The sequence below is a fragment of the Thermococcus aciditolerans genome (genome assembly GCF_008152015.1).
GTDB classification, from domain to species: Archaea; Methanobacteriota_B; Thermococci; order Thermococcales; family Thermococcaceae; genus Thermococcus; species Thermococcus celericrescens.
Genome location: NZ_CP041932.1, coordinates 1,059,164 through 1,071,524, shown reverse-complemented (window position 1 = coordinate 1,071,524; position 12,361 = coordinate 1,059,164). Strand labels below are relative to the sequence as shown.

The window sequence follows — 12,361 nt, the reverse complement described above, 5'->3', positions numbered from 1 at the left end:
GGCTCAGCCCCCAAGCGCCGGAAAGTGCTCCGGTTCGTAGTCCTCGAGCTTTCCGTCGAGGTAGTCCTCGTATCCCTTGAGATCGAGGAGCCCATGCCCGCTGAGATTGAAGAGGATGACCTCTTCCCTCCCCTCCACTTTTGCCCTTATGGCCCGGTCTATAGCTCCTTTTACCGCGTGGGCGCTTTCTGGGGCAGGGATTATTCCTTCTGTCTTCGCGAAGAGCTCCGCCGCCAGGAAAACGTCGTTCTGATGATAGGCCACCGGAGTGACTACTCCGTGGTTTATGAGGACGCTGAGCGTCGGGGCGAGGCCGTGGTAGCGCAGCCCGCCGGCGTGGATTGGGGGCACGTAGTAGGTGTGACCGAGGGTGTGCATCTTCATCTTCGGCGTGTAGCCGCCGGAATCGCCGAAGTCGTACCTGTAAACTCCCCTTGTCATGCTCGGCGCAGCTTTCGGCTCAACCGCTATGAACTCGTAGTCGGCTTTCCCTTCGAGGACCTCCTTAACGAAGGGATATGCCAAGCCGGCGAAGTTGCTTCCACCGCCGACGCAGCCGATTATAACGTCCGGCTCCTCGAACTCCCCCATCTGTTCCATGGCCTCAAGTCCTATGACGGTCTGGTGCATGAGGACGTGATTCAAGACACTCCCGAGGGCGTAGCGGGCATTCCCATCGCGGAGAACGTCCTCTATGGCCTCGCTGATGGCTATTCCAAGGCCCCCTGGATGGTTGGGATCCTCCCTCAGGAATCTCCGCCCGATTTCAGTCCTTTCGCTCGGGCTTGGATAGACCTCCGCCCCGTAGAGGCGCATTATTGTCTTCCTGTAGGGCTTCTGGACGTAGCTGGCGCGGGCCATGTAAACCCTGACCTTGAGTCCAAGCAGAGCCCCGGCCAGACTTAAAGCCGTTCCCCACTGTCCGGCCCCGGTTTCCGTTATAAGCTTCTCAATCCCCTGCTCCTTGGCATAGTAGGCCTGGGCCAAGGCGGTGTTTATCTTGTGGCTTCCCGTCACCGTTGCACCCTCGTACTTAAAGTAAATCCTTGCCGGAGTTCCCAGGGCTTTCTCGAGGTTTGTGGCCCTAAAGAGAGGTGTCGGCCGCCCTATCTTGGCGTAGAGCTCACGGACCTTCCTCGGAATCTCAATGTAGCGCTCGGTGCTCATCTCCTGCTTTACTAACTCCTCCGCGAAAATCCTCAACAGCTTTTCCGGTTCCATGGGCTCATCGGTTTCCGGGTCGAGTGGCGGTGCCAGGGGCTCCGGAAGGTCGGGCAGTATGTTGTACCATTTCTTGGGTATCCTTCCATCCGGCAGAACGGCTTTCATTCTATCTCCTCCTTTAATTCGGGTTCAAAAACACGTCCCAAAGGCGAGGGAATAGTCAGAGTGAGAGCTGGCCAATAACTCGGGGTCTCTTCAAGGCGGCCAAAAACGATACCCCCATCCTATTTTAGGGCCTCCAAAAGCAATCCCGCCCGAAAATCGGTGGGCTAACGTTGGGATTCAAGAAACCTTCAGGGTAGCCAAAAACAATCACTCCTGTACCGCATGGGGCATCGAAGTATGGAACATCGCATCACTTAAGAGCCTTTCGGTCATCGGGTTGGCCATCGGGCAGGAAATTGGAAAAAGCCTGGCGTCTTTTTGTCACGGTGACAAAGTGGGCCTCACGGTTCCCACTGCCACCAGCCGTACCTGAGAACCAGAAAAGCTATTCCCACCCCAGGATCATGAGAACCAGCAGAATAGTGACCAGCTTCTTCTTGTTTTGGGTCTCCATACCATCACCTTCTGCTAACTTGATCTTGAGCTATGAAAACCTTCCTAACGGTTCGAAGTGCCCCCTCAACTGCTCCGAATCCGGGCGAATTCCTCCACCGCTTCGCAGTTCCCCCTTGCGGAGACCACCGCGATGCCCTCTCCCAAAACGTCTCTCTCCGCTATATAGACGCACTGGCTTCCCTTCCGCAGGAGCGTTGCTCTTGCAGTTCGATTCTCTACTACCGGCTCGTACCCGGATTTTTCTGCCCTTTCGACGGCGGCCAGATAAGCCTCGTCTACCTTCTCCGTGGGAGCATCTAAAACAACAACGCGCCCGGTCACCGGAAGCCTCACCCACGTCTTCTCCCACGCCATTCCGGAGACGTGGAGAACCCCCGACTCGGTAAGGTAGGAGCAGGAATAGGCAACGTCCGCGCTCCCGTTAAGCGGCCAGAGGTTTTCCTCGGGCTTCCAGCAGCCTGTGGCAAAGTGAAGGCCGAAATAGATGTTGGGGCTGGAGACTGGAGGTGGTCGGAAGAGGAGCGTTAGCACCACCATAACGCCCACGAAGATGGCCGCCTTCCGGGGATTTTCGTGAAAATACCTCCCCATGAGGATGAGCGGGAACGTGAACGCTGTGATGAAGAGCAGAGCTCCAGCCGATGCATTCAGTTGGACGACCACCCACGCCGCGAGGAGCAGGGGAATCCCAAGGAGGAGCGATAGGGTAAGTCCCTTCATGGTGGTCACTACGGTGCCGGATTTTATAACGGCTCCCTTCCCTTCAAACCCGTTTGAAGCGGTAGCGTTATTAGGGTCACCGCCCAAATTGAAACGATGGGCCATGCTCCGGCTGGAAATCTACTGCGACGAGGGCGAGGGTGAGAAAGTTAGGGAGGTTCTGACCGAATGGAGCCTCCAGTTCTACGCCGAGGAAGTGCAGAGCAACGAGCACCGGGCGCTCAAATTCACCGTCCTCGTGCCGGATTTCGTGATTAACGACGTCGTCGACGAGCTGATGAAGGCAGTTGACCTGCGAAAGGGGCACTCCTCGATAACCTGGGCACCCGTCAGCGGGAAGTCCGTGAAATACGCCAACTCGGTAAAGTCTCTTAAAAAGTTCAAGCGCCACTGGACCCTGGCGGCCATAGAGGGGCTCATCGAGAACGCCAACAACCAGGCCCAAGTCGACCCGATTCAGCTCACCCTCGGTGCCGTTGCCTCGATTATAGCCCTCTTCGGCCTCATCAACGACAGCATAGTCATGATAATCTCGGCCATGCTCCTCTCGCCGATTCTCGGCCCGCTCTACGGATTCTCCCTCAACATCGTCATGGGCAAGGGCAGGGATGCCCTCGACGCGGTTTCCTCCATTCTCAAACTCCTCGGCGTTATATTCCTCTCGGCCCTTGTGGTGTCCTTGATCCTCAATCTTGCTGGCTCGATGCCGGCGGAGCCGACCCACGAGATACTGTTGAGGGGCCAGTCGGGACTGGTTTACATACTCCTCGCGATAATCCTCGGCTACGCCGGAATAGTTGCCATAGTGAGCAGAATTCCCGAGATTCTGGCGGGGGTTTCAATTGCGGCCGCACTGGTTCCTCCGACGACGGTTATCGGGATATCCCTCGCGATGGGCTGGTGGGATGTTTTTGCCGGCTCTCTTGCCCTCACCGTTGAGAACGTCCTCGGTCTTCTCAGCGGCTCTCTCCTCGGACTCTACGTCCTAAACGTCTCCCCCAGGAGCTACTACGAGAGGAGGGCTGCGAAGCTATACACGAAGAGGACGATGCTGGTGCTGGCCATCATGCTCGCCACTCTCGTCCTTGTGGAGCTCCTCAGCTAGGCCACTTCGGTCTGCTCATAGATTGGCTTTCCCTGCCGGTGCTTCACCAGGAGCCCGTAGAAGAACTCCTTGAGGTCGGGCCCCATCTCATCGTCCATGAGCAGGTCCGCCCTGCCGGGATACTCTTTCTCCGCCCTCGTTATCAGGAGGGCTATGGCTGGTGTCAGCTGCCCGAGGAGGATTTTAACGAGCTCGGGGTAGGCGTCTTCGTCTATCTCCTCGTCCGCCTCCATGCCGAGGTACACCACGAAGCCCTTCATCTGGACGGCGAGGACGAATTCGTTCTCGCTCAGCTCGAAGAAGGAGAAGTTGTATCCCTTCGAGTCGGTCCTCGCGAGAAGGACGCCCCTGATTGAAACCGTCACGGGCTCCTCCTCGATCTCGAACACCAGGTCCTTGGCCAGCTCCCTCTGGGCTATTGCGTAGAGTTCCTCTATCGTCATGTGGCTACTTTCTCGGGCCCGAATAAAAGGGTTTCGCGTCACGTTTTTAACGATGACGTCCAAAGGAATTACGGTGGTGTCATGAAGATCACTCGCTTTGGAGTCTCCGTTCCCGACGAGCTGCTCGAAAGGTTCGACCGTATAATCGAGGAGAAGGGCTACGTGAACAGGAGCGAGGCAATAAGGGACATGATGAGGGACTTCATAGTCCGGTACGAGTGGGAACAGGGTGAGGGTGAGGTCGCCGGCACGATAACCATGCTCTACAACCACGACGAGGCGGAGGTGGTCAAGGAGCTCCTTGACCTCCAGCACGACTACCTGAGCGAGATAATCTCCAGCATTCACGTCCACATGGACGAGCACAACTGCCTGGAGGTCATCATAGTTAAGGGTAAGGCCAACAGGATAAAGGAAATAGCGGACAGGCTGCTGAGCCTCAAGGGTGTAAAGCACGGCAAGCTGGTGATGACGGGGACAGGGAAGGAGCTGGTTTAAATGGGGGCTTCTGGATGAGGATATTGAGCTTTCTGACATCTCTGATCGTCATCCTTTCCTTTGTTCTCCCCTGGCTCAAGCCTCCCTCTGGGGAAATGACGTTCATCGCGATCTTCGATCAGGTCCTGACCACCCCCCACGGCTTTGAGGGCGTCTTCTGGTGGCTCAATCCCACCAGCACGGGCTCGATACTTACCTTCGTGGCCTTCTTCGCGGGACTGTTCCTTGTGCTCCTGGGCGTCTTTTTTGGAATACTCGGCGGGAGGCTCGGTCCGGGCATTGGGCTGGTCGGGATGTTCCTCTTCACCACCGTGGCGTGGTACATGTACGGCGGGGGATTCGTGGATATAATCGGGGAGGGTTACCTTCTGGGACTCGGCGGCTTCGTGGCAGGATTTGTTCTTGGCGGAGGCAAGTACCTCTAGCCCACAACCTCGACCACATCGCCGTTCCCAGGCGGCAGGGCGGACATGACGTCCTCCTCCCGGACCTTGTAGCCCCACTTTTCGAGGATGTGTTTTATCCTCTTCACCAGCTCGCTCTTCCTGAGTGGGCCGGGGCGGATCACGATGTATCTATTCGTGTGGGCTTTTATGGCATCAACCGGGGCGCAGACGATGAAGTCCTCGCCCTCGTAGTTGATTATACCGACGGCGAGCTTGAGCGGAAGCCCGTGGAGCCAGTTCCTCTTGCCGTAGACCATGAAGGCCCCCTTGCCCAGGTACTCGCCGCTGGGTGTCTGCTTGGTGACCTGGTTCGGATGCGCCCAGTAGGCGTCTTCACTGTAAACGCCCCTGCTCCATGCCTTGCTCATCGAAACCGCGAACTGGCAGGCCTCGAAGATGGTCTTTTCTCCGGCCTTCTGGCCATCCTTGATGACGACGTGAGGGGCGCCGTAAACGTCGGCGTGGCAGTAGAGGTCGTTCTCGTCCATGTGCCTCTTTATGAGAATCTCGTTGGTGCCAGCGTCCTTACCTGCCAGAACAAGGAAGCCCTCGCTCGAAACGAACCAGCGGAACTTCTCGAACCACTTCCTCTTTCTCCTCTCTATCCTCTTAACGCTGAGTTCCTTTTTGAGCTCCTCCTCGATGAGCCTCTCTGTCTCGTCCAACTTCCTCTTCGTGTCCTCGTAGGCCTTAAGCGCTCCCTCGTGCTTGTGCCTGAACTTCTTGGCCTTCTCGTAGTAGAGCTCGGCGTTCTCGCCTATGCTCCTGTTGAGGTACAGCCGGACCTTCTTTCCCTCAAGCTCTATCGTCACAGCCTTTTCCTTCGGGTCGGTTCCCTTCACCATGAGCGCGACCCTGTTGCCGGCCTTCTTGCCCTCCTCGATGCGCTTCTTGAACTCCTCCCAGCCGAGGGTCTCCGTGGCCTTCCTGAACTCCTCCAAAAGCCTCTCTATGAGGGCGTAGTTCGCGTAGATCAGGTCTCCTATCTCCTGGTTGGCCTTCGCCCCCTCCTCGAAGCCCTTGAGCATCTCCTCCTGCTTCTTGAGCGTCATGAGGAGCTGCCTCTTCTTGGCTTCGAGCCTCTTCGTCTGCTCGACCTTCGCCTTCTCCAGGGTTATCTTTCCAAAGTACTCGTCGAGGGCCTCGCTGAAGGTGTTAAAATAGCGCTTCTCGAACCCCTCGTAGATTCTCAGCTCTATCGGAACGACGTCGTGCATGTTTCCGTCCTTGAAGACTATGTTGGGCCTCGGTTCATCGTTGAATGTGTTCATCATCGCCTCGTAGACCCCCAGCAGGTCGTCGTCGCTCAGCTCCTTAACTGGGATCGTCTTGTCGAAGCCTGCCCTAATCGAAATCTCTTCCGCGTACATTCCGCCCATGTTGAGCTTCCTCGCGAGGGCGCGCACGAGCTCAAGCTCCCCGTTTTCACGCATGAGCTCAATGAACCTCTCCCGCGTTACCTCGAGCGGGTTCTCCCTAGCGGGGGGATACTGGTATTCTGCCTTCGGCATTATCCTTCTGTCTTTGTACTCCTCGTAGCGTAATGCCGCAACGATTTTGTTCTCCCCATCCACGAGTATCACGTTTCCCCTCCGGAAGAGCTCGCCGATGAGGGTGTAGTCCCCAACGCGAATCTTCACTATCCTGTCGAAGCCGTGCTGCTCTATCGCGTCTATGAACCCGCCGCTGAGGTGCTTCCTGAGGAGCATGGTGAAGCTCGACGGCTGCTTCGGCGCCTCCTTCACGTACGTCGTCACATGGAAGCGCTTCCCAGCCTGGAGGATTAAATCCTGCCTCCCCTCCTTTGTCCTGAGCTTTATCCTAATCTCGTCGCCGTCGTGGTAAATCTTGTCAACGCGAGAGCCAACGAGGGACTGCAGTTCCCTCACGATGTAACGGATATCAACGCTGCTCATCTCTTCCTTCATCCTCTCACCCCTTCCGGATTGGCCCTTTCCCCTTTAAACCTAACCGGTGTTCGCAATTGTCCACGGGCTCAGTTCTGTTCCGGATAAGGTTAAATACTCCGAGTGCAATAACACTCCAGGTGATACAGAGTGAAAGGCTATTTCACATTCGTCCTCCACACCCACCTCCCTTACGTTCGGAAGCACGGCAAATGGCCATTCGGTGAGGAATGGCTCTATGAGGCCATGAGCGAAACTTACCTGCCTCTTCTTATGGAGTTTGAGCGCCTCCTCTCCTCCGGGGTGAGGTTCCAGCTCGTGATCAACATAACCCCCGTTCTGGCCGAGCAGCTGGCCGACGACTACATCAAGGCCGAGTTCGAGAGGTACCTAACCCGGAAGATTGAGACCACGGAGGAAGACCTGAAATCGGGCAAGTACGACGAAAGGGCTGTTAAAGCCTCCCTCGATCACTTCAGGAAGGTCTATGACTACTGGGGGGCCATAAACGGTGACATCGTAGGAAAGTTCCGCGAGTTCCAGGATGCGGGATACATCGAGGTGATAACCTCCGCGGCAACGCACGGCTACCTCCCGCTCCTCGGGAGGGAGGAGGCGATAAGGGCCCAGCTTGCCAATGGCATAGCGACCTACGAGAAGCACTTCGGCAGGAGACCGATGGGGATATGGCTACCTGAATGCGCCTACCGGCCGGCGGGAGAGTGGGAGCTGCCGGACGGGAGGAAGGTTAAGAGACAGGGCATGGAGAAGTTCCTGGAGGAGTTCGGCATCGAGTACTTCTTCGTGGAGAGCAACCTGATCGATGAGGGCCCGGTGACGAAGGGCTACGGCGAGATTCCGCTCTACGAGGGAGAGAAGAGCACGCTGAGGCCCTACTGGATCAAGGGTTCTCGGGTGGCTGTTTTCGCCCGCAACAGGGAAACGGGCCACCAGGTTTGGAGCGCGCACTACGGCTATCCCGGTGACTTCTGGTACAGGGAGTTCCACAGGAAGGCCGAAAAGAGCGGCGGGCAGTACTGGCGCGTGACGGGCAAAAACGTTGACCTCGGCGAGAAGGAGTTCTACGACCCGGAGAAGGCCATGGAGCGGGTTGAGGAGCACGCCAGGCACTTCGTCTGGCTGGTGGACGAGCTTCTCCGGGGATACGAGGAGAAGTTCGGGGAGAGGGGCATAATCGTTTCGCCCTACGACACGGAGCTCTTCGGCCACTGGTGGTTCGAGGGAGTCAAATGGCTCGGCAGGGTTCTTGAATTGATGGCGGAAGGGGGAATAGTCACCACAACGCTCTCATCCTATCTTGACAACTACACTGGCGAGAGGTATGAGATTGAACTCCCAGAGGGTTCGTGGGGAGCCAATGCTGACCACTCGACCTGGTGGAACGAGGAGACCGAATGGACGTGGGGACACGTCTACCGCGCCGAGGAGAGAATGGTGTCCCTGGCGAGTGCGTACTACGGAAGGGATAGAACCGCCGATAGAATCCTTGAACAGCTTGCGAGGGAGTTGCTGATACTCGAAGCTAGCGACTGGGGGTTCCTCATAACGACCGGCCAGGCGAGGGAGTACGGAAAGAGGCGGATTCTGGTGCACAGCAGGGACTTCCACAGGCTGGCCAACGAGCTGGTGAGGTACGTCAAAACCGGAGACTTCGACGTTGAGCTCCTCGAGGAGCTTGAGCGGCGCGACAATCCATTCAAACCTGTGGTGGTTGCAAGCTACGTGAGCGAAAGTCCCCCGGAGGTTCCGGAATACGTCGAACCGCCCGAAGTTCCGCCCGAAAGGGGCGAAGAGCCGGTTGAACGGCCGAGGGAGGAGCTTCCGGAGAGGGCCTACGCCACAGAGGTCGTCAAGGAGATATCAGTTAAGCCCCCCAGAAAGGTAAAGAGGCCCAGCTCGGAGGAATCCAGAAAGCTCCGGACGCGGGAGAAGAGAAAACTCGACATGGGCCAGAACGACCTCCTGCGGATAAAGGGCATCGGGCCAAAAACGCTGGCAAAGCTTCAGCGGGCTGGTATTCATAGCGTCGAAGACCTCAAAGGAGCTGAGATTGAGGAGCTGGCCAGAAAAACGCGCATTTCGCCTAAAAAGCTGAGGAAGTTTTTGGCCCAGATTTCATGAATTTTCCTTTCTTTCGTTTCGAAAGCCTTTTCTGGAGTTTTAACAAACTATCTATGTGGTTGCTATGAAAAAAGTTGAGGCGATTATTAGGGGAAATGATTTCGACCGCGTGAAGAACGCCCTCAAGCAGGTCGGCATCGTGCCCCTGACCGCTTATCCCGTGCAGGGAAGGGGCGTTCAGGGAGGCGTTCCGCCGTACGACCTCCTTCCGAAGATGAAGATCGAGATCATCGTGAAGGACAGAGATCTGGAGAAGGTGGTTGACGTCATCATCAGGAACGCGAGGAGCGGAACACCCGGCGACGGGAAAATATTCATCCTCCCTGTGGAGGACGCGATCAGGATAAGGACAGGGGAGAGGGGAAACGAAGCCCTCTACTGAGGGCCTTCAAAGGAACGCATGCCTGTGTTTGTAGAGTTCGACGAGGGAGCTCCCTATAAGGTATACCTCCACCGCCGAGAGGAGGACGAGGAATATCAGGTATCCCTGCGCGAAGGAAACGCTCTTCCCCAGGTGCCCCGCTACCTCACTGATTTTGGCCGGGTCACGCAGGACACTCAGGGAATAGACTATTGCGTTGAAACCCACGACCAGGGGAATGGGGGCCGAAGCGTAGGCCAGCAGGAGTCCGGTGTAGCCCCTCCTCTGAAGGGACAGCATCGACAGGATTATCGGGATGGCCAGGATGAGCGCCGTTATGGCGAAGAACTGATTGAGATATGCCCCGGTCAGGATGAAGAACGACGTCATTCCAAAGATGTATTTCCGGTATGCCCTCTTCAGCTCGACGAGCTTCTTGGGGACGAAGTCGTACTCGGCCGACCTGGAATACAGGAGGGTCCTGTTCACCGCTTTCAGGTAGTTCTTTTTGCCCTCCTTCTCTATGGCCTTGTCAGTGCTCATCAATTTGAGCTCCTTGGCTTTTTTGAAGAAGAACTCGGCCAGCTCCTCGTTGTCCTTCTCGACCCTGGATGCGACCTCCCGGAAGTTCTCCACGGCCTCCTCCAGGGATTTCTTGACTTTCGTCTTCTCCTTTTCACTTAAGCTGCCGAGCCTCTCGATCTTTTCAAGAGTTGATTCGAGAACGTCGGCCGTTTCAAGAAGTATTTTTTCGCTTTTCACCTATACCCCCCCAAAATGAGAAAGAAAAAGGGTTTAAGACACTTCCCCTCTTTCCGCCTTGAGTAGCTTGTTGATGCTCCAGCCCATCATGGCGAATATTGCCAGCCACGCTATCAGCATGTAGATTATCCAGCTTTCCATTGCGATCACCTCAGACCCTTATGATGACCTCATTCTTCTCGAGCTCCTCGCCGTACTTGCGCTTGATGGAGTAGTAGCTCTCCACTGCACCGATGATCCACATGAAGATTATTGCCAGTCTGGCCGGCCACTCAAGGGTTGCTCCGACGAGGCTCCGGGCGGATCCTATCAGCGGTATCAGCAGAAGTATTGGGGCTATGTAGAGCAGTATCGGCTTGTACCATCCGGGAACTTTCATGTACGCTCCCTGGTGCAGCTCCTTCCAGAAGTTGTCGGGCTTGAAGAGGTACACCGCCACTATGATGTCGAAGAGCGCCAGCAGCGTCAGCTGGAAGCTGACCCATGCGTCAACCTGGTCCATGTAGCCGCTGATGTACACCACAGGAAGGCCCGCGATGAAGTAGAGCACGAGCACTACCCATGTTCCGACCTTTCTCTTGATGTTGAGGTCCTCCTCAAGGAGGGCGGTGAGGTAGTTGTACATGGCTATGGCAGAGGTGAAGCCCGCGAACCAGAGGAGGAGGAACCACATTGCTCCGAAGAGCTTTCCTATGTCACCCATGCTGACGAAGACGTTGGGCAGGCTGGTGTAGGAGAATCCAAGGCCGAACTTCTGGCCTATCCAAGCGAGGGCCTCGCTCTTGCCCTGGGCAAGAACATCGGGCGGCACGATCTTAGGAGCGTAGGCAGTCGCCAGCGGGACGGCGAGTGAACCGCCAAGGACGACCTCCGCGAACTCGTTCAGGGAAACCGTTGCGAGACCGCTGAGGGCGACGTCGTCATCAGGACCGAGGTAGCTGGCGTAGTTCTGGATGATACCCATACCCAGGGACAGCGTGAAGAATATCTGTCCCGTGGCTGCCAGCATGACCGTCGCGAAGTGGTCCTTGAGGTACGCCCAGTTGGGGCTCCAGATGAACCTGAATCCATCAATGGTGCTCCAGTTGGGGTCTATTGGTGAACCGAGGACGAACACGTAGCCGACCATTATGATGGCGAAGACGTAGAGGAGCGGCATCATGACCTTGACCCAGCGCTCGATACCCTTGCTGACTCCCTGTCCGACGGCTATGGCGAGCAGGATCACAGTTATACCCCAGAATAACATAACCTGGGCGTGGTTGCCGAGGTAGTTGCCGAAGAACTCTCCGGTGTTCTGGCCGAAGTAGGCTCCCGTGGCGCTGAAGTAGGAGTAAGCCGCGGACCAGCCGATGAGGTGGAGGTAGTAGCTGTTCAGGAGAACAGTCAGTGAAAAGGCCAGCATTCCGCTGATAACTCCCCACCACAGTGCGCTCTTTGGTTTGACGCGCTCCCTGGCCATGAGGTAGTACGTGGGACCGAGGGTACCGTGACCATACTTTCCACCGTAGCGACCGGCGACCCATTCAATCCACATCACTGGTATTCCTAGGAAGAACAGAGCTATAAAGTACGGCACCATAAAGGCTCCGCCACCGTTCTGGGCAACCTGCGTTGGAAACCTCACGAAGTTGCCCAAACCGACGGCGTTTCCAGCCATTGCTAAAATCAAACCAATCTTAGTTGCCCATTGATCCCTCTGTTGTTCCACAATATTCACCCCCGTTCTTAAATGTCCGGATCATGAAACCCCTGTGTATGGCTTTGGGGCATTATGTATAAGGCAAGGCATTCTATAAAAAGCTTTCTCCTACCTTTTTTCGACGAAAGACGATTTACTCGGCCGCAAAACTTTTCACATCGGCGTTTTGTCGTTTTTTTAATACGCAGGAATAACGTAACCGTTTTGTTGACATAATGACGACTATCGCCAGGACAACGTCTCATTATGACAATGAGATGCCGTGGGGTTTCCGCAAAGTTTAATTTGCGTTGGTTCAATGTCCGTTGGCGCCCGATGATTGGAAGGAGAGTGAGCTGATGGGTGATGACCGACTTCTCGCTGAGGGCGCCGCATCCGACTCGTTCTGGGATCTGGTGGGTTCTGTTTTGGGTTCATTGATGCAGTTTTATGTTCTACGATGTATAGAAAATCTTGGATGTACATCCCTCTTTTTGCCCTAAGATTTCGG

The 12,361-nt window shown here is 56.0% G+C and carries 11 protein-coding genes; 5 read left to right on the top strand and 6 right to left on the bottom strand.

The genetic code is table 11. The features are described 5' to 3' along the window. Nucleotides 1-3: 3 nt before the first annotated feature. Nucleotides 4-1,329, bottom strand: coding sequence for a TrpB-like pyridoxal phosphate-dependent enzyme (locus FPV09_RS05880; protein WP_148882713.1), 1,326 nt, complete (start codon nucleotides 1,327-1,329; stop codon nucleotides 4-6). 519 nt (nucleotides 1,330-1,848) lie between these two features. After that, nucleotides 1,849-2,505 carry a hypothetical protein gene (locus tag FPV09_RS05875; protein WP_148882712.1) on the bottom strand — a complete coding sequence of 219 codons (657 nt, stop codon included), beginning with the start codon at nucleotides 2,503-2,505 and terminating at the stop codon, nucleotides 1,849-1,851. Nucleotides 2,506-2,608: 103 nt separating this feature from the next. On the opposite strand from FPV09_RS05875, the gene FPV09_RS05870 reads away from it, so the two are divergent. Beyond that, a complete protein-coding gene (locus FPV09_RS05870; protein WP_148882711.1) occupies nucleotides 2,609-3,610 on the top strand; it encodes a TIGR00341 family protein in 1,002 nt (333 codons plus the stop codon). Here the strand turns inward: FPV09_RS05870 and FPV09_RS05865 are convergent. After that, complete coding sequence (locus FPV09_RS05865) at nucleotides 3,607-4,053, bottom strand: hypothetical protein (protein ID WP_058938166.1); 447 nt, start codon at nucleotides 4,051-4,053, stop codon at nucleotides 3,607-3,609. The genes FPV09_RS05870 and FPV09_RS05865 overlap by 4 nt on opposite strands. Nucleotides 4,054-4,134: 81 nt before the next feature. Between FPV09_RS05865 and nikR the strand changes: the two genes are divergently transcribed. After that, complete coding sequence (gene nikR / locus FPV09_RS05860; protein ID WP_058938165.1) at nucleotides 4,135-4,551, top strand: nickel-responsive transcriptional regulator NikR; 417 nt, start codon at nucleotides 4,135-4,137, stop codon at nucleotides 4,549-4,551. A 14-nt stretch (nucleotides 4,552-4,565) separates the two neighbouring features. Beyond that, entirely contained in the window at nucleotides 4,566-4,976 is a 411-nt protein-coding gene (locus FPV09_RS05855; protein ID WP_148882710.1) for an amino acid permease, read from the top strand. Here FPV09_RS05855 and rqcH read toward each other — a convergent pair. Beyond that, nucleotides 4,973-6,925 (bottom strand): ribosome rescue protein RqcH, encoded by a 1,953-nt coding sequence (gene rqcH / locus FPV09_RS05850; protein ID WP_148882709.1) that lies wholly within the window; start codon nucleotides 6,923-6,925, stop codon nucleotides 4,973-4,975. The two genes, FPV09_RS05855 and rqcH, sit on opposite strands and share 4 nt — an antisense overlap. A 129-nt stretch (nucleotides 6,926-7,054) precedes the next feature. Between rqcH and FPV09_RS05845 the strand changes: the two genes are divergently transcribed. Both FPV09_RS05845 and FPV09_RS05840 read left to right on the top strand, forming a co-directional pair. After that, on the top strand, nucleotides 7,055-9,046 hold the full coding sequence (locus FPV09_RS05845) for a 1,4-alpha-glucan branching protein (RefSeq protein WP_148882708.1): 1,992 nt from the start codon (nucleotides 7,055-7,057) through the stop codon (nucleotides 9,044-9,046). 64 nt (nucleotides 9,047-9,110) lie between these two features. Then, on the top strand, nucleotides 9,111-9,428 hold the full coding sequence (locus FPV09_RS05840; protein ID WP_148883724.1) for a P-II family nitrogen regulator: 318 nt from the start codon (nucleotides 9,111-9,113) through the stop codon (nucleotides 9,426-9,428). A gap of 6 nt (nucleotides 9,429-9,434) precedes the next feature. Here the strand turns inward: FPV09_RS05840 and FPV09_RS05835 are convergent, their stop codons facing one another. Continuing rightward, the gene (locus tag FPV09_RS05835; RefSeq protein ID WP_148882707.1) at nucleotides 9,435-10,169 is read right to left on the bottom strand and encodes an alpha-glucosidase; all 735 of its coding nucleotides are present in this window, start codon (nucleotides 10,167-10,169) and stop codon (nucleotides 9,435-9,437) included. A gap of 151 nt (nucleotides 10,170-10,320) precedes the next feature. After that, nucleotides 10,321-11,880, bottom strand: coding sequence for a sodium-dependent transporter (locus FPV09_RS05830; protein WP_148882706.1), 1,560 nt, complete (start codon nucleotides 11,878-11,880; stop codon nucleotides 10,321-10,323). Between the last annotated feature and the right edge of the window lie 481 nt (nucleotides 11,881-12,361).